Here is a 16,783-nt window from a genome sequence, read left to right on the forward strand (position 1 = left end):
CCCTTGCAAAAGTGCAACAGAGGTGTCGTAACTTAGCCACGATGGCGACGCTTGCCGGCACCTCGAAGAAACCTCCGCCGCGCTGGTGGCGCCGCTTCATTGTGGCCTCCCGCCGCGCCAACCTCTTCACGCTGGTCGAAATCATCGCGCTTGCCGCATTCGTTATCATGGTGGTGACGACATGGGCCGCATTCACCACGGCGCCGCCGACCGGTGAATTGCTGCCGAGCAGGCAGGTTGCGGTGCTCCTGATCGGCACGCTGATACCGGCCATGGCGTTGCTTGTCCTCGCCGGACGAAGGCTGGCGCTACGCAGGGCGGCGGGGAGCACCGCGCGATTGCACGTGCGCCTGGTGTTTTTTTTCTCGATGATTGCGGCTGTGCCGACGCTGCTGGTCTCGGCATTCGCCGCCGTCCTGTTCCAGTCGGGCGTCGATTTCTGGTTCTCGGACAATTCGCGCGGGCTGATGGAGAACGCCAACGTCCTTGCCGAGCGGTATTACGAGGACAACCAGCTCGACCTCGGCCAGGAAACCATCTCGATGGCGATGGACATGCGCGCCATCCTCCAGCAGGTCCAAATCACCGATCCCGACTTCCAGCTGGTGTACAAGTACCAGGCCGACCCGCGCGACGTCATCGAGAGCGCAATCATGCAGGTGATGCCCGACGGAACCGCCCGCGTGGCGGTGGTCTATGGCATCAACCAGGGCAGCGATCCGGTTGGTTTCACGGAGGAAAGCCAGCGTGCCCTGCGCGGTGGAGAGCCGGTGATCATCCGGGGTAGTCCCGAACGTATCGAGGCGATCGCCCCGATTGACCGGACGGCCGGCATCTATCTCTACACGGCGCGAAATGCCGAGGCGGCGAGTTTCCGTAGCTGGGAAAGCGCGCGATCTATCTCCACCGCCTACGAGGAACTGACCAAGCGTGCCCGGGCGTTGCAGTTGCGGTTCAATCTGGCGCTCTATTTCGTCAGCCTTGCGCTGGTGGGGCTCGCCGTCTGGTTCGCTCTGCGCTTTGCCGACCGGCAGGTCGAGCCACTAACCGATCTAGTGGCGGCGGCTCGAAAGGTAGGCGCTGGTAACTTCTCGCTGCGTGTCGAAGGGCGGACCGGCGCAGACGAAATCGGCCTGCTCAACCGCGCGTTCAACCGCATGACTGCCCAGCTCGAAAAGCAGACCGACGCTCTGGTCGGCGCTAACGAGGAACTCGAAGAGCGGCGCAGCTTCATCGAGGCAGTGCTGGAGTCCGTAAGCGCCGGTGTCATCACCATCGACGGCAAACGCCGCGTGCTGCTGATGAATGCGCCGGCGCAGAACATGCTGCTCGAAGGCGGGGAGGGGAGCGAACACCCCGAAACGTTGGACGCCATGATCCCGCAAATCGCGGTGCTGGTCGAGGCGGGACTGGATCGCGGCGTGATTAGCCATTCGCGCCATGGCGAACTGATGACCCTCGCAGTGAGGCTGGTCCCGGAGGGCGACGGTCACGTGATCACCTTCGAGGATATTACCCGCCAACTGCTGGACCAACGCCAGGCGGCATGGTCGGATGTCGCACGTCGCATCGCGCATGAAATCAAGAACCCGCTGACGCCGATCCAGCTCGCCACCGAGCGCCTGAAGCGGCGATATCGCAAGCAGATCGAGCAGGATGGCGAACTGTTCGACGAGCTGACCAACACCATCGTGCGGCAGGTCGGCGAGCTGCGCACCATGGTTGACGAGTTCTCGAGCTTCGCGCGGCTGCCAAAGCCGGTGTTCCGGCAAGAAGATGCGCTCGATATCATTCGTCAGTCGATGTTCCTGCAGGAGGTCGCTAATCCGCAGGTCAACTACGTGCTTTCGACCGAAATCGAAGGGCCCTTGCGCTTGGAGGCAGACCGTCACCAGCTGGGCCAAGCCGTCACCAATATCCTGAAAAACGCAGCGGAAGCCATCGAAGCTCGCGCCGCCAATGCCGAAGCCGACTATCGTGGGCGCATCGAGGTCGAAGTGGCCGAAAACGCCGACTCCATGACGATCGCGGTGACCGATAACGGTATCGGTCTGCCGCAGGACCGCGAGCGGATCCTCGAACCCTATGTCACGACGCGCGAGAAGGGCACGGGCCTCGGTCTCGCGATCGTGAACAAGATCGTCGAGGAACACGGCGGCGAAATGAATTTCTCCTCCATCGACGGGGGAGGGACCCGGGTCACGCTGAGGTTCGCGCGTGATCCCCACCGGACCGCCGCCAAGGGCGACGACCGGACCAGTACCGAGAAAGCAGAAGGGTAACTCAATGGCACTCGACATCCTGATAGTCGACGACGAGCGCGATATTCGCGACCTGGTCGCAGGCGTCTTGAGCGACGAGGGCTACGAATGCCGCACTGCGGCCGACAGTTCGTCCGCGCTCGAGGCGGTCGATGCCAAGCGGCCAAGTCTCGTCCTGCTCGACGTCTGGCTCCACGGCAGCCAGATGGACGGGCTCGAAGTGCTCGACGCCATCAAGGCGCGCGAGCCCGAACTGCCGGTCATCATCTTTTCGGGTCACGGCAATATCGACACGGCCGTTTCGGCAGTCAGCCGCGGCGCGATGGACTTCATCGAGAAACCGTTCGAGGCGGAGCGCCTGCTTCACCTTGTGGAACGGGCTACCGAAACAGAGCGCCTTCGCCGGGAAAACTCGCGTCTGCGCGAAGGCATGGGCGAGGGCGGCGAATTCACCGGCAACTCGGCCGCGATCAATGCTGTTCGTGCCACCCTCAAGCGCGTGGCCAGCACCGGGAGCCGCGTGCTAATCAGCGGACCGGCCGGTTCGGGCAAGGAAGTCGCCGCGCGCCTGCTGCACAGCTGGTCGACACGTGCAGACAAGCCGTTCGTGATCGTGAATTCCGCGCGGATCACGCCGGAGCGCTTCGAGGAAGAGCTGTTCGGCGAAGAAGCCGAAGGCAAGCTGGTGCGCCCCGGTCTGCTCGAAACGGCTGACGGCGGGACGCTCTATCTCGACGAGGTCGCCGACATGCCACTCTCGACGCAGGCTCGTATCCTGCGGGTCCTCACCGAACAGAGCTTCGTCCGCGTGGGCGGGACACGGCAGATCGGGGTGGATGTCCGTGTGGTGTCCTCCACCGCACGCGACCTCAAGGCAGAGATGGAGGAAAAGCGGTTTCGCGAAGACCTCTTCTATCGACTGAACGTTGTTCCGGTGGAGGTGCCCTCACTCGCCGAGCGTCGCGACGACATCCCCTCACTGGCGGAGCATTTTTTCGCCCGCTACGCCATCGAGCAAGGCATTCGCCCGCCGGAAATCAGCGAAGAAGCCATGGCTGCCCTCCAGGCGTATGACTGGCCAGGCAATGTGCGCCAGCTTCGCAATGTGGTGGAGCGGACGATCATCCTCACCCCGCGCGAACAGCTGGACACGGTCGAAGCCGACATGCTTTCGGAGGAAGTGACCGGCGGCAAGCTCGGTGGAAGCGGTGGTATGGCACAATTGATGGGCGCCCCCTTGCGTGAAGCGCGGGAAAGTTTCGAGCGGGAATATCTCGCGATCCAGATCCGCCGGTTCTCGGGCAATATCTCGAAGACGGCCAGCTTTATCGGCATGGAACGCTCGGCGCTGCACCGCAAGCTCAAGCTTTTGGGCATGGCCGAGCGCAAGAGCGGCGACCGCAAATAGGCCGCGACACATACCTTTTCGGAAGGCTGCAATAAATTTCATTGCGATTGCGCGATGAAATGCCACATATTGCGCAAGTTCCGGCGGTGACGTCGGAATTCGGGCGCGGTGGTTGCGCCCAGATTGCGATGGTGAAAGCCTTCGCCAAGAAAAGGAGCAGGACAATGGCCAGCGAACGCACGCTTTCCGCGCGCCCGCGACCCAAGCAGGAAGAAACGCAGCACAAGGGCAAGGCGCCAAGTTTGCAGGACGCGTTTCTCAACCTCTTGCGGAAGAACAAGACGCCCGTAACCGTATTCCTTGTAAAAGGGGTGAAACTGCAGGGCATCGTGACATGGTTCGACAATTTCTCGATCCTGTTGCGCCGTGATGGACAGTCGCAACTTGTCTACAAACATGCCGTCAGCACGATCATGCCGGGACAGCCGATCGACGCGGAACAGTTCGCAAGCCAGGGGTCAGGCGCAAAGCAGCGCTTGCTCCAGGATGTCTTCCTGAGCCGCGTCCGCGAAGCCGAAGCGCAGGTTACGATGTTCCTCGTCAACGGCGTCATGCTTCAGGGCAAGATCGCGGCTTACGACTTATTCTGCATGCTGCTCGAACGCGATGGCTATGTGCAGCTTGCCTACAAGCACGCGGTGTCGACGATCCAGCCGGCGACGCCGGTCGACCTAAGCGAAGACTGGGACGAGGACGAACACTGAGTTTCGATGACAATTTGATGGGCGAGGTCTCGCGCGGTGCGCGAGCTCTCGTCGTCTGCCCGGATATCCGGGGCATGCGCTACGATCTTGACGCCGAAAGCCGGCTTCAGGAGGCGGAGGGGCTTGCGCTGGCGATCGGTATCGTCATTGCCGACAGCTTCGTCCTGCCGGTTCGCGATGTGAAGCCGAACCTGCTGTTCGGTGCCGGGCAGGTCGAAAACATCCGTATCACCTGCGAACAAAACGACGCTGAGCTTGTCGTTGTGGACGGTGCCCTCAGCCCGATCCAGCAGCGCAATCTCGAAGACAAGCTGGCGCGAAAGGTCATCGACCGCACCGGCTTGATCCTTGAAATCTTCGGCGAGCGTGCAGCGACCGCCGAAGGGCGCTTGCAGGTCGAACTGGCCCATCTGGATTACCAGCAAAGCAGGCTGGTGCGCAGCTGGACCCATCTCGAGCGGCAGCGCGGTGGTTTCGGTTTTCTCGGCGGCCCGGGTGAAACCCAGATCGAGGCTGACCGGCGGATGATCCGCCAGCGTATGGCGCGCCTGCGCAAGGAACTGGAACAGGTCCGCAAGACCCGTGGACTCCATCGCGAACGGCGCGAGCGGGCACCGTGGCCGGTCGTTGCCCTTGTCGGCTATACGAACGCAGGAAAATCCACTCTATTCAATCGCTTGACCGGTGCAGATGTCATGGCCGAGGACCTGCTCTTCGCAACCCTCGACCCGACGATGCGAGCCATCTCCTTGCCCGGTGTCGAAAAGGCCATCCTGTCCGACACGGTCGGTTTCATTTCCGACTTGCCGACACAGCTTGTCGCCGCCTTCCGCGCGACGCTTGAGGAAGTAACCGCCGCAGACCTGATCTGCCATGTCCGTGATATTTCCAATGCATCGTCAGAAGCGCAGAAGCTCCAGGTACTCGAAGTCCTGGGCGAGCTTGGGGTGATCGACGGGGAAGGGGCGGACCCGAAGGTCCCCATCCTGGAGGTCTGGAACAAGTGGGATCTGCTGGATGCCGACCAGGCGGAGGAACTGGCCAAGGTTGCGGAGGATGACGAAGGAATAATCGCGCTGTCCGCATTGACCGGCGAAGGCGTCGATGGTTTTCTCGATCGGGTCGGTCAAATGCTGACTTCGCGGGCGACGGTCCGCGAATTCGTCCTGCCATCCAGCGACGGCAAGCGGATCGCCTGGCTTCATGCGCATGGGGACGTACTTGAGGAAGCCGACGCAGGTGAAAGCGAAGGGCAATCCTTGCGACGGTTCACCGTCAGGCTCAATCCCAAGGAATTTGGGCAGTTCCAGTCGTTATAACCGCGCTTTCTCGCGCCGCTTGACCTCCTGCCAGAGCTCTTCCTGCTGTTCGAGGTTACGTTGCTCGAAGTCGCCTCCAGCTAGTTTCTCCATCTCGCGGAAACGTCTTTCGAATTTGCGGTTTGCTGCCCGCAGCGCTTCTTCTGCGTCTATCCCGTAGGCGCGCACGAGGTTGGCTGCGGCGAAAAGGAAATCGCCTGCTTCTTCAGCGCGCTGGTCAGGAGTGGCAGTGTCGAGTTCCTCGATCTCTTCGACGACCTTTGCTCGCGGGCCTTCGGTATCAGGCCAATCGAAGCCGTGGCGCGCGGCACGTTTCTGGAGTTTCTGCGCTCGCAGCAAGGCTGGTAGTGCCGACGCAACGCCATCCATCGCGCTGGTTGACCCTTCGGCCTCGCGTTCGGCGGCCTTGAGGTCTTCCCAGCGAGATTCTTCCATCACGCCATCTTCCGAGCCGAAAATGTGTGGGTGGCGTGCTTCCATCTTGTCTGAAATTGTCTTGGCAACCTCTTCGAAGCCGAAATGACCGGCTTCCTTCGCCATCTGTGCGTGGAAGACGACCTGGAAGAGGAGATCACCGAGTTCGCCACGGAGTTCATCCATGTCCTCGCGCTCGATAGCGTCAGCTACCTCGTAGGCTTCCTCTATGGTGTAGGGTGCAATGGTAGAGAACGTTTGCGCGGTGTCCCATTCGCAACCTCGTTCCTTGTCGCGCAGCCGCGCCATTATCTGCAGGAGTCGATCAATCTCGTTTGCCATGGTGCTGGCTTACGTGAGGCTTCGGCAGGGGGGAAGCCTGCGATACGGCTCGTTTCAACATCAAGATGGATAATATATATTATGTTAAGTGCAAAATCAGGCGATCATGACATTCCAGTGACCCAACTCACTACCACATAGGCTCCCAAGATTATCGCCACCCACATCAAAGCGACCTTCAGCATCCTGCTGCCGGTAAGTCCGTCTGACCGCATGCCCCTGAGGTATACGACGATCAACGCAGCCATTACCGCCGCCCACATCCATGCGCCAACGCTCATGCGCGCAACTCCAATCCGTCATACCCAACTACGATGCCGCTCGGGACCTCGGCTACCAGCGAGCCGTAATCCATGGTCTTGTCGAGATGCGTCAGCACGGCCGTTTTCGCCTTGCACCGCCGAGTCAGGTCGATTGCCATGTCCAGATGTGCATGGGTCGGATGCGGCCGGCGGCGCAGACAATCGACCACAAGGATGTCAGTGCCCTTGAAGCAATCGACCATGTCCTTGGTGATTTCGCTGAAATCCGTCGCGTAAACGATGGATTTCCCGTCAGCTTCGAACCGGAATCCGGTGCATGTCACCGGCCCGTGCGGCATTTCGACGTAATCGAAGGAAAATCCAGCAACAAGTTGAACTTGCGAAACTTCTTTAAGGCTCATCAAGGTTGGGTAACCATGCTGACCTTCGAAAATATAGTCGAAGCGTCGCAGCAGGTTCTTGCATGTCCTGGTGTTGGCGAAACCGGGCAATGGGTTGCTTCGATCATAGCGCATGACGCGCAAATCATCGATGCCGTGGCAATGGTCGGCATGGTCGTGCGTCCAGAAGACCGCATCGACTTTCTCTATTCCATTGGCCAGCAACTGGGCCCTTAGATCGGTCGAGGTGTCGACAAGGATACGCTGTCCGGCGTCGTTCTCGACTATGATCGATACGCGGCTACGGCGGTTGCGCGGCTCCGATGGGTCGCATTCGCCCCAGTCATTTCCGATGCGTGGAACGCCGGTTGACGTTCCCGATCCGAGCATGATGAACTTCACGCGGCTGCCTTGGAAAAGAGGCGGTAGAAATTGGCGGTCGTCACGCGGGACAGTTCATCGAAACTTTCGCCGCGAAGATCGGCCAGAAAGCGCGCAGTGTCGTCGACGTAACCCGGTTCGCAAGTCTTGCCGCGATGAGGAACAGGCGCAAGGAACGGGCAGTCGGTTTCAACGAGCAGCCTGTCCTGAGGGATTTGCCGTGCGAATTCCTGCAGTTCCTTGGCGTTCTTGAAGGTCACGATGCCCGATATGGAGATCGACAGGCCGAGCTCCAGCACCCGTTGCCCGAATTCGGGCGAGGCGGTAAAGCAATGGATCAGGGCGGGGAAAGCCCCCTTCCCCATCTCTTCCGACAGGATGGCGAGGGTGTCTTCTTCCGCATCGCGCGTGTGGATGATCACCGGAAGCTGTACTTCACGCGCCACGTCGATGTGGAGGCGGAAAAGCTCGCGCTGCGCATCGCGATCGGAGTGGTCGTAGTAATAGTCGAGCCCGGTCTCGCCGATGGCGATCACCCTGGGATCATAGGTGGCCTCCAGCAGTTCGTCCCGCGCCAGCCCGGGGTGATCATCCGCATTGTGAGGGTGGATCCCGACGCTGGCCCAGACATCGGGGTGTGCGTTGGCCGTGCCCACGACTTGCGGCCATTCCGCCTGCTTGGTGGAGATATTGAGGAATGCGCCCACGCCTGCTTCGCGGGCTCGCGTGAGTACTTCGTCGCGCTCTTCCACCAAGCCCTTGTACTCGAGATGGCAGTGGCTATCGACAAGCATCAAGCGGCCTCGGGTTCGGGCAGTTCGAGGCGCGGGAACACGGGTGTCGGCTTGTCGACGATGTGTCCGGCCGCAGCCAGCTCATCGAACCAACCGTAATCACCGACGTCGGCATAGGCACGCCGTTCGCCCGCGACGCCGAGCTGGTCGAGTACCGCGGCGGCCTTGGTCGGAACGACAGGCTGGATCGCGATCGCCAGGTCGCGAATGGCGAGGTACAGCGTCTGTAGGACCGCCTTCATGCGTTCGGGATCGGTCTTCTTCAGACCCCACGGCGCCTGTTCGTCGACATAGGCATTACAAGCGAAGACTGCCTTGAGCCACGCTTCGATGCCCACGCTGAAATTCAGTGCTTCGAATTCCTGCGGCAGGACCTCGGCGCAAGCATTGCGGACAGTCGAAAGAAGCGCCCTATCATCGTCATTGGTTTCGAAAGCCTCGAGCTTGCCGTCCATGTTCTTCGTGATCATCGAAAGTGTGCGCTGTGCGAGGTTGCCGAAGCTGTTCGCGAGCTCGGCATTCACCTTGTTTACAAGGGCTTCCGCCGAATAGCTGCCATCCTTCCCGAAGACGACTTCGGCCATCAGGAAATACCGGAGTGAGTCCACGCCGAACAGGTCGACCAGATCGTTGGGATCGGTGACATTCCCTGCGGACTTTGATTCCTTGACGCCGCGATTGAGCAGGAATCCGTGCCCGAAAACCTTCTGCGGGACCGGAATTCCGGCGCTCATGAGGAAAGCGGGCCAATAGATGGTGTGGAAACGAACGATGTCCTTGCCGATCAGGTGCAAGCTGGCAGGCCAGTACTTCCGCCAGAGCTCGCCGCCATCCGGATACCCGAGGCCGGTGATGTAGTTCGTCAGTGCATCGACCCAGACATACATGACATGGTTGTCATGCCCCGGCACTTTCACGCCCCAATCGAAGCTGGTGCGGGAAACCGAGAGGTCCTTGAGGCCACCTTCGACGAAGGCAATCATTTCGTTGCGGCGACTTGCCGGCTCGAGAAACCCCGGTTTGTTGAGGAGTTCGAGCAGCGGTTCCGCATAGTTGGACAGCCGGAAAAACCAAGTTTCTTCCTCCGTCCACTCGACCGGAGTGCCCTGGGGCGAGAGCTTTTCACCTCCCTCCCCTTCGACGAGTTCCTTTTCGTCGTAATAGGCCTCGTCACGAACCGAGTACCATCCCTCGTAGCGGTCGAGGTACAGGTCACCCTTCGCTTCCATCGCTTCCCATATCGCGCGGCTTGCCTTGTGATGATCCTCGTCCGTGGTGCGGATGAAGCGATCGTAGGTGATGTCGAGCCGGTCGAAGAGATCGCGGAATGCGCTCGACATCTCGTCGGCAAGCTCGCGCGGCGTCTTGCCGAGGTCGCGGGCCTTCTGTGCCATCTTCAGGCCATGCTCGTCCGTCCCGGTCTGGAAGCGCACATCGCGTCCCATCAGGCGCTGGAAACGCGCGATGACATCGGCAGCAATCGTCTCGTAAGCATGGCCGATATGCGGCTTGCCGTTGGGATAGTGGATTGCGGTGGTAATGTAGAAAGGGTCAGCCATTTGCGCGCTCGCTAGCCTCACCTGCAGAGACGAGCAAGGTTCCGATTTCCATCGCAAGCAATCCGGGATCGAAATTGTACGTGGGCTGCTCTGCCGACAGCCGGACCAGTTCGGCGTGCTTGTCCACCAGGATGCGAGGATCGGGGCCGGCATTGTCGATGCGTTCGGCAAGGATCGCGCGCGCGAGGTCGAGTATCGCTTGCAGCCTCGGAATATCCTGCTTCATGCCTATTTCGCCTGCTAGTTGGCCGCGTAGCGAAAAGTCACGGTCGCCCGTCTCGACGATGCGCTGCATGAGCTGGCCTGCCTGGCCGAGGCCAAGTGCGACAAAGAACAGTGCGTTGCCCGGAGAACCGGCAGCTGCCGCAATCGCCGCGTCTCGGGTCGCGATATCCGTTTCGGGTGAAAGCTCGCGAAGGAGCGCGTCCATCTCCTGCTTTGTCAGCGCAGGAAAACGCAGAGTCCTACAACGTGACCGGATTGTCGGGAGAAGGCGCGCCGGATTGTGGGCGACTAGCAGGAAGAACGTACCCGCAGGGGGTTCCTCGAGGCTCTTGAGCAGGGCGTTCGAGGCGCCCACCTCCATGTCGTCCGACGGGTCGATGATCACAGCGCGTCGGCTTCCCATCGTCGGCCTTGTGGTCAGGCGTCGCTGTACGTCGCGTACCTGCTCCACCTTGATCCCGCGGGCCAGTTCGAAAGGCTTCCCGTCGTCGCGCTTCTTGGCCTCTTCCTTGTTCTTCGGACCGTATGTGAGCGTTAGGATGTCGGGGTGGTCACCTGTGTCCGGGCTGGCTCCGACCAGTTCTCGCGCGGCCGCCTGCGCAAAGCTTGCCTTCCCCAGGCCCTTCCTGCCGGCGAGTAGCCAAGCATGATGCATTCTCTCGCCACCCATGGCGCTGCGCCATTCGTTCCAGGCACGGTCATGGCCGATCAACATCATATCTGCCGTGCCTCGAGCAGCGGCGCCACGGCCTGCCAGACCCGCTCGCGAACTTCGTCGATCGAGTCGCCTCCTTCGATCATTCGGAAGCGCTCGGGCTCCTCCTGCGCGAATCTGCCGAATGCCGCATTCACTTCGCTGTGATAGGAATCGCTTCGCCCGCCGATCGCATCGGCACGGTCGCCATCGCGTTCGCGAAGGCGCTTTGCGACCAGCGAGTTGTCTGCCGCAAGGACGAGCGTCAGGTCGGGCAGAAGACTTCCGCTACCGATTGCGTGCAGGCCAAGCACTGCTTCGTCGCCGACGCCTCCCGCCCTTCCTTGATAGGCCCTGCTGGAATCGAGAAAGCGGTCGCATATGACCCACTCCCCTCGTTCGAGTGCAGGGCGAATGAGCCGGGCCACGTGATCGGCCCGCGCCGCTGCGAACAGCAATGCCTCGGCTTCCGGGCCCCACCCTTCCCCGGGTGGATCTAGGAGGAGCGCGCGGATCGCTTCGGCGCCCGGAGTACCACCGGGCTCGCGCGTCAATCTGACCGTGACACCTTCGCTTTCGAGTTTCTCGACGAGCAGGCGCGCCTGGGTGGACTTGCCCATCCCCTCGCCGCCTTCGAAGACAATGAACTTGCCGCTTGTCACCGGAGCCACCCGCGTACGCCGTTGATGACCCGATCGAAGAAGCCGGCTTCCTCGACCGCCTCTTCTGCCACCAGCGGTACGGTGTATTCAGGCAGGCCTTCGACCTGCACGAGCAATTCGGCAATCTTCTCGCCAGTCGCGACAGGTGCGCGCAGCGGCCCGTCATACCGGATCATCATCGACACCTTGCCTTGGTGGTTCCTTGGCATGCTCAGGAACACGCCCCGCCGCGCGACGAGGCCAACCGAGCCACTGTCCCCGCCCTGAACCTCGGCTTCTCCGAGGACAGTGCCCGGCGCGAAGAATTGCTGCTGGTCGAAGCTGCGGAAACCCCATTCGAGCAGGTCCCGCGAAGCCCGGTCCCGCACCCGCGCGCGTGGCGCTCCTGCAACGACCATGACCAGCCTGCGGCCGTTGCGCTGCGCCGATCCCAAAAAGCCGTATCCTGCCTGGTTGGTGAAACCGGTCTTGATTCCATCCGCACCCGGGACCTTGCCGCTGATGGGATCGTGATTTGGCTGGGTGATCTCGTTGTAGGTGAACTCGGTCTGCCCGACGAAATGGCGGTATTTCGTGGGATGCTTGCGGATCAGGGCCGCTGCCAGAGTGGACAGGTCGCGCGCAGTAACAAACGTCCTGCCGTCGTCCATCCAGCCGTTAGGCGTACCGAAATGGCTGTCCCGCATTCCGATTTCGGAGGCCTTCGCGTTCATCGCGGCAACCCATGCATCGACCGATCCGGCGGCTCCTTCCGCCAACACGGCGGCCCCGTCATTCGCGGAGACCGTCGTCACTCCGTGAACGAGATCATCCATAGTCACGCGCGCGCCGCTGCCGAGGAACATGGTCGAGCCGACACCTCGCCATTCCCGCCACAACTCGGGCCTGACCGTAACCACCTGCTGCGGGAGGATCTTGCCTTCTTCCATCCACTCGAACGCCAGGAAGGTCGTCATCACCTTGGTGATCGACGCAGGCATGAAGCGCCTGTCCTCTTCACGTGCGAAAAGGACCTGCCCACTCGTCAGGTCGAGCAGGAATGCGATCGGGGCATCATTCGCGTTTGGCGGCCCGGCAGGCTGGCGATCCTGCGCGCTCGCTTGCCCTACAAGCAGCAGGGCAAAAGAGGGGATCAGGGCAAATCGGGAAATTTTACGCAAGCCGGCTCCGCGCCGGCATTCCGGCGAAACTACAGGGGTGTCGAGGTCGGTATTCCCTATAACCACGCGTGGCAGCCATTGCGAGAGGATCAACGGGCTGTCCACGGCTGAGGCAGCGCCAAGGCAAGGCGGGCGAGAGCACCCGATTTTGCTATCGGCACTGTTCCTTAGCGGGTGATTTCGTCTGCCAACAAGCCGACGCTCATCGCGTAATAATTCGAGCAATTATACTCCAGGATCACGCGGTAATTCGAGGTCAGCAGCCACGCGGGCGTTCCCGGCCCATCGGGCTGGAAGAAGGTGGCCTGCGTGCCGGCAGCGAGCGGCCGCTGGGGCTGCACGCCCAGCTCTCGCCATTCCTCGACCGTCTTGTACTGGCTATGGCGTTCATGAACGCGCGCACAGACCGGCGCGTTGATCTTGGTGCGATAACGCTCGGCATCGAAACCGCTGGGAACATAGGCTCTGACACCCCACGGTTGATCACTGCGCCATCCGGCATCACGGAAATAATTGGCAACTGAAGCCAGCGTGTCGGCACGGTTGTTCATGATGTCGGCTCGCCCATCGCCATTCCCGTCGGTCGCGAGACGCAGGTAGACGCTTGGCAGGAATTGTGGATTGCCGAATGCCCCGGCCCAGCTGCCCTTGAGTTGGCTGCGAGGGTAACCTTTGTCGGCCACCTTCATGAGCGCGACGAATTCGTCGGCGAACAGTTCGCGCCGGCGACCTTCCCAAGCAAGAGTAGCGAGCGCCTGCGCCAGGTCGAAACCGCCTTTGACCGCGCCATAGGCAGTTTCATGCCCCCAGATGGCGGTCAGGATTTCTCCGGGAACGCCGTATTCCCGCTCGATCACTGAAAGCTCTCCCCTTGCAGCCGAAAAGGCTCTCCGCCCGCCAGAGATGCGTGCGTCATCGACATGGGTGGCGATATACGGTGCCAGTGGCGGGTAGCCTGATCCGCTTGAGGAGCCCGGCTGCGACCGGTCCAGTTGTATCACCCGCTGGCTGGGTTCCAGCCCTTCCGTCATGCGCTGAAGCGTCGCTTCGCTTACACCTTCCGCCCTCGCCCGGGCGATCAGCAATTGCAGGTAGGCATCGAACGACATCGACTGTGCGCTTGCCGGTACTACCGGGATGCAAAGCAAAAGCGCGGTCGCGAAGGACAAAATCGGGCGTAACGTCATGAGCATAGCTTCGCAGTAACCAAGTGAACGGCAGATGTCATGTGAAGCATTATCCCTGAGAACTGTCACGAGTTCCGGGATGACAAGTGCATTCCTTGCCGCTAGCGCCTCTTTCGCTGCGGACAGGTGGCAGAGTGGTTGAATGCAGCGGTCTTGAAAACCGCCGTGGGTTCACGCCCACCGTGGGTTCGAATCCCACCCTGTCCGCCACCCTCCCCTGCTGAACCCGTTTCCGTATGCGATCGCGTGCGAATGTATAGAAGCGTCAAAAAACACCCGCCAATACAAAGCGGTTGACTTGGTATCATCCGTGGTTAACTTTTCGTTAACCCCGTTGGATCGAGTCGTTTCATCTCCTGCAACCGGGCATAACAGTAAATTCTGGGCCGCCTTGCGATGCAGCGAACCGAACGGAAAGTTCGGGCGCGTCGAGGGCTGTTTCTTCTGCCTTCAACAAGCTGCGATGCGAGAAAATTGCATCAAATCAGAGCGGTATAAACCGCCTGGGTCAGCTTCTTGAACATTCAGGCACCGGGAGAAGCGAAATGCCTATTCGAGTAGACGAGAACGGCGACGGCATCTGGGACAAGGAACTGGACGACGACACGGTTGGCCTTCCGCCTATCACTGACAAAACCGGCGATGGGAAACTCGATGTCGACCTGACGACCGCAAACTCCTCCGCGGTTATCAACGGCGCTGTCTTTCTCGATGCTGCCAATGTTGGCGCCGGTACCGGCAATTATAACACCTTCCTTGCTATCCAGGACGACAATGATCCCGGAAGCGTGGAGGAAGGGTTCAACTCCGATGCCAAAAACCCGCCACATCCCAGCAACGACGAGATCGACCAGGCCAAGACTGAGACGATCCTCCTCGGCTCTATTCCCATCACGTACTACGACGCAGATGGTGATGGCATCGAGGAAGCGTACTTCGAATTTCGCGTCGACCTGAACGAAAGCAATTCGAGCCCCGACACTCAGATTTCGCTCGATTCCTTCCAGCTTTACACATCGCAAGATGGAACGATCGAAGACCTTGCGGTCCTTCAGGCGCAAAACAAGGTCTACGACATGGATGCCGGCCAGGACGTGTCGATCCTGTTGAGCGAGGCCAATTCGTCCGGCTCCGGCAACGACGACTATTCCGTGCTGGTCCCGGTAGAAGCCTTCGGCAATGCCGATCCGGCCACGACTTACGTCTATCTGTATGTGAAGATGGGCGAAGCGGGCGCGACGTGGACCGTCCAGGGTGGGTTCGAGGAATGGAACCTGCAGAACGCGGTCATCCTGCAGGGCACGAAGTTCGAGGATACCGATGGCGACGGCGTTCGCGACGTTGGCGAAGGCGGTCAGGGCGGCGTGAAGATATTCATCGACAATGACCTCGACGGGATTGTCGAGGCCACCGATGGCAACGGCGTCCTAGACCCGGGCGAACGCTTTACCTTCACCAACGCGGACGGATCATACTCGTTCGGGAGTATCCCGCTCTTCGATTCAAGCTACACAATCCAGATCCGGGAAGTGGTGCCCGACGGCTATGTCAGGACCACGGGCGATTTCGAAACCGTGCTGATCTCTTCCAACGCCGATGCCGGGGACATCCTCCAGGTCGACCCGATCGGGAACAAGCCGCTGACCCCCAGCATCGATCTGGACAAGGAAATTCCGGAAATCGAGGGCGGCGTCGGTTTGAACGGCCTAGGTGGAGCCAACAGCGCTGGCGACAAGATCATCTATCAGTTCACCGTCACCAATGACGGCGAGTTGGACCTCACCAATGTGGTCCTGACCGATCCCAATATCGACGTCGGTTCGCTCGTGCGGGGCGACGACATTATTGGCGACAATGATAACATCCTCGAAGTCGGGGAAGTCTGGTCATACACCGCAAGTCACACCGTTACGCAGGACGAACTGGACAGCAACGGCAACGACAGTGCCGATGGCGCCGACGGTGACATCGACAACACTGCCGGCGTCACGGGTGACTCGGCCCGCGGCCAGGTTTCCGACAGCGACAGCGAAGATGCCCCGCTCGTCCGCATAGCGGCGATCGACGTGGTGAAATCGGTCACCTCCATCGAAGATGGCGACGACTTCGGAGGAACGGGCCAGGTCGATAGCCCCGGTGACGTGATCAATTACCTCCTGACCATTTCGAACGAAGGCAACTACGCGCTTTCCGGCGTGACCATGGAAGATCAGGTCGAAGGTTACGCATCGGTCGATGCGACACCTGTCGATGACGGCTTCGGCTACAATGTCGGCGACCTCGACCAGGACAACCTGCTCGATGTCAATGAAACGTGGCAGTATACGGCCAGCTACACGGTTACGCAGGAAGATATCGATTCCAACGGGTTTGGCGATGGAGACATCGACAACGTCGCAACCGGCGACACTGCGGAAACCGGTCCGGACACGGACATGGAAGCTGTGCCCATTGTGGACGCACCGGCGATCAAGATCGTCAAGGACGCGGAATCGAGCGATCCGGAATGCACCGATGCCGGGGACACGATCACCTACACCTACACGGTGACGAACGAGGGCAATGTCTCGCTCGACAACGTGGTGGTGGTCGACGATGCGGCAACGCCGGGCGATGATACCGACGACTTCTCGCCGACCTATGTCAGCGGCGATACCGATGCCGACGGCGAGCTCGATGTCAACGAGACCTGGACCTACACCGCGCAGTACGTGGTGACCCAGGCCGACGTCGACGGCGGCGGCCCGATCGTGAACACGGCGACCGCCAATGGCGATTCGGTTGCGAGCGGCGATGCAGCAGAGGAATCCTCTGACGATGCGAGCGTCGAACTGTGCGACGATCCGGCGATCAAGATCGTCAAGGACGCGGAATCGAGCGATCCGGAATGCACCGATGCCGGGGACACGATCACCTACACCTACACGGTGACGAACGAGGGCAATGTCTCGCTCGACAACGTGGTGGTGGTCGACGATGCGGCAACGCCGGGCGATGATACCGACGACTTCTCGCCGACCTATGTCACGG

The 16,783-nt window shown here is 60.7% G+C and carries 13 protein-coding genes and 1 tRNA gene; 6 read left to right on the forward strand and 8 right to left on the reverse strand.

The features are described from left to right. Positions 1 to 41: 41 nt before the first annotated feature. The 4 genes from LC083_RS13150 to hflX all read left to right on the forward strand — a co-directional run bounded on the left by LC083_RS13150 (position 42) and on the right by hflX (position 5,692). Positions 42 to 2,282 (forward strand): ATP-binding protein, encoded by a 2,241-nt coding sequence (locus tag LC083_RS13150; RefSeq protein WP_226700766.1) that lies wholly within the window; start codon positions 42 to 44, stop codon positions 2,280 to 2,282. A 4-nt stretch (positions 2,283 to 2,286) separates the two neighbouring features. Continuing rightward, positions 2,287 to 3,669, forward strand: coding sequence for a sigma-54-dependent transcriptional regulator (locus tag LC083_RS13155; RefSeq protein ID WP_226700767.1), 1,383 nt, complete (start codon positions 2,287 to 2,289; stop codon positions 3,667 to 3,669). A gap of 164 nt (positions 3,670 to 3,833) precedes the next feature. Then, positions 3,834 to 4,373 (forward strand): RNA chaperone Hfq, encoded by a 540-nt coding sequence (gene hfq, locus LC083_RS13160; protein ID WP_226700768.1) that lies wholly within the window; start codon positions 3,834 to 3,836, stop codon positions 4,371 to 4,373. Between the two features lie 17 nt (positions 4,374 to 4,390). Then, a complete protein-coding gene (hflX, locus tag LC083_RS13165) occupies positions 4,391 to 5,692 on the forward strand; it encodes a GTPase HflX (RefSeq protein WP_226700769.1) in 1,302 nt (433 codons plus the stop codon). Here the strand turns inward: hflX and mazG are convergent. The 8 genes from mazG to LC083_RS13205 all read right to left on the reverse strand — a co-directional run bounded on the left by mazG (position 5,687) and on the right by LC083_RS13205 (position 13,753). Further along, a complete protein-coding gene (gene mazG / locus LC083_RS13170; protein ID WP_226700770.1) occupies positions 5,687 to 6,448 on the reverse strand; it encodes a nucleoside triphosphate pyrophosphohydrolase in 762 nt (253 codons plus the stop codon). The two genes, hflX and mazG, sit on opposite strands and share 6 nt — an antisense overlap. A 277-nt stretch (positions 6,449 to 6,725) precedes the next feature. Next, entirely contained in the window at positions 6,726 to 7,493 is a 768-nt protein-coding gene (locus tag LC083_RS13175; RefSeq protein ID WP_226700771.1) for an MBL fold metallo-hydrolase, read from the reverse strand. After that, positions 7,490 to 8,266, reverse strand: a complete 777-nt coding sequence (locus tag LC083_RS13180; protein ID WP_226700772.1) for a TatD family hydrolase — start codon at positions 8,264 to 8,266, stop codon at positions 7,490 to 7,492. The genes LC083_RS13175 and LC083_RS13180 overlap by 4 nt, the downstream gene beginning before the upstream one ends. Then, positions 8,266 to 9,825, reverse strand: coding sequence for a methionine--tRNA ligase (gene metG, locus LC083_RS13185; RefSeq protein WP_226700773.1), 1,560 nt, complete (start codon positions 9,823 to 9,825; stop codon positions 8,266 to 8,268). The genes LC083_RS13180 and metG overlap by 1 nt, the downstream gene beginning before the upstream one ends. Continuing rightward, positions 9,818 to 10,765: a DNA polymerase III subunit delta' gene (locus tag LC083_RS13190; protein WP_413469463.1), complete on the reverse strand. Its 948-nt coding sequence runs from the start codon at positions 10,763 to 10,765 to the stop codon at positions 9,818 to 9,820. Before LC083_RS13190 ends, metG begins: the two co-directional genes overlap by 8 nt. After that, the gene (gene tmk / locus LC083_RS13195) at positions 10,765 to 11,406 is read right to left on the reverse strand and encodes a dTMP kinase (protein ID WP_226700811.1); all 642 of its coding nucleotides are present in this window, start codon (positions 11,404 to 11,406) and stop codon (positions 10,765 to 10,767) included. Before tmk ends, LC083_RS13190 begins: the two co-directional genes overlap by 1 nt. Further along, entirely contained in the window at positions 11,403 to 12,566 is a 1,164-nt protein-coding gene (locus tag LC083_RS13200) for a D-alanyl-D-alanine carboxypeptidase family protein (RefSeq protein ID WP_226700775.1), read from the reverse strand. The genes tmk and LC083_RS13200 overlap by 4 nt, the downstream gene beginning before the upstream one ends. A gap of 167 nt (positions 12,567 to 12,733) precedes the next feature. After that, the gene (locus LC083_RS13205) at positions 12,734 to 13,753 is read right to left on the reverse strand and encodes a lytic transglycosylase domain-containing protein (RefSeq protein WP_226700812.1); all 1,020 of its coding nucleotides are present in this window, start codon (positions 13,751 to 13,753) and stop codon (positions 12,734 to 12,736) included. Between the two features lie 120 nt (positions 13,754 to 13,873). On the opposite strand from LC083_RS13205, the gene LC083_RS13210 reads away from it, so the two are divergent. Together LC083_RS13210 and LC083_RS13215 are read left to right on the forward strand one after the other, a co-directional pair. Continuing rightward, a tRNA-Ser gene (locus LC083_RS13210) sits at positions 13,874 to 13,963 on the forward strand. 335 nt (positions 13,964 to 14,298) lie between these two features. After that, on the forward strand, positions 14,299 to 16,783 hold a 2,485-nt coding region (locus LC083_RS13215; protein ID WP_226700776.1), incomplete at its 3' end, for a DUF11 domain-containing protein.

The sequence above is a fragment of the Qipengyuania gaetbuli genome (assembly GCF_020524765.1).
Classification (GTDB): domain Bacteria; phylum Pseudomonadota; class Alphaproteobacteria; order Sphingomonadales; family Sphingomonadaceae; genus Qipengyuania; species Qipengyuania gaetbuli_A.

Coding starts and splice junctions, on each gene's coding strand:
- LC083_RS13150 (WP_226700766.1), top strand. CDS start 42: ATGGCGACGCTTGCCGGCACCTCGAAGAAACCTCCGCCGCGCTGGTGG.
- LC083_RS13155 (WP_226700767.1), top strand. CDS start 2,287: ATGGCACTCGACATCCTGATAGTCGACGACGAGCGCGATATTCGCGAC.
- hfq (WP_226700768.1), top strand. CDS start 3,834: ATGGCCAGCGAACGCACGCTTTCCGCGCGCCCGCGACCCAAGCAGGAA.
- hflX (WP_226700769.1), top strand. CDS start 4,391: ATGGGCGAGGTCTCGCGCGGTGCGCGAGCTCTCGTCGTCTGCCCGGAT.
- mazG (WP_226700770.1), bottom strand. CDS start 6,448: ATGGCAAACGAGATTGATCGACTCCTGCAGATAATGGCGCGGCTGCGC.
- LC083_RS13180 (WP_226700772.1), bottom strand. CDS start 8,266: ATGCTTGTCGATAGCCACTGCCATCTCGAGTACAAGGGCTTGGTGGAA.
- metG (WP_226700773.1), bottom strand. CDS start 9,825: ATGGCTGACCCTTTCTACATTACCACCGCAATCCACTATCCCAACGGC.
- LC083_RS13190 (WP_413469463.1), bottom strand. CDS start 10,765: ATGTTGATCGGCCATGACCGTGCCTGGAACGAATGGCGCAGCGCCATG.
- LC083_RS13205 (WP_226700812.1), bottom strand. CDS start 13,753: ATGACGTTACGCCCGATTTTGTCCTTCGCGACCGCGCTTTTGCTTTGC.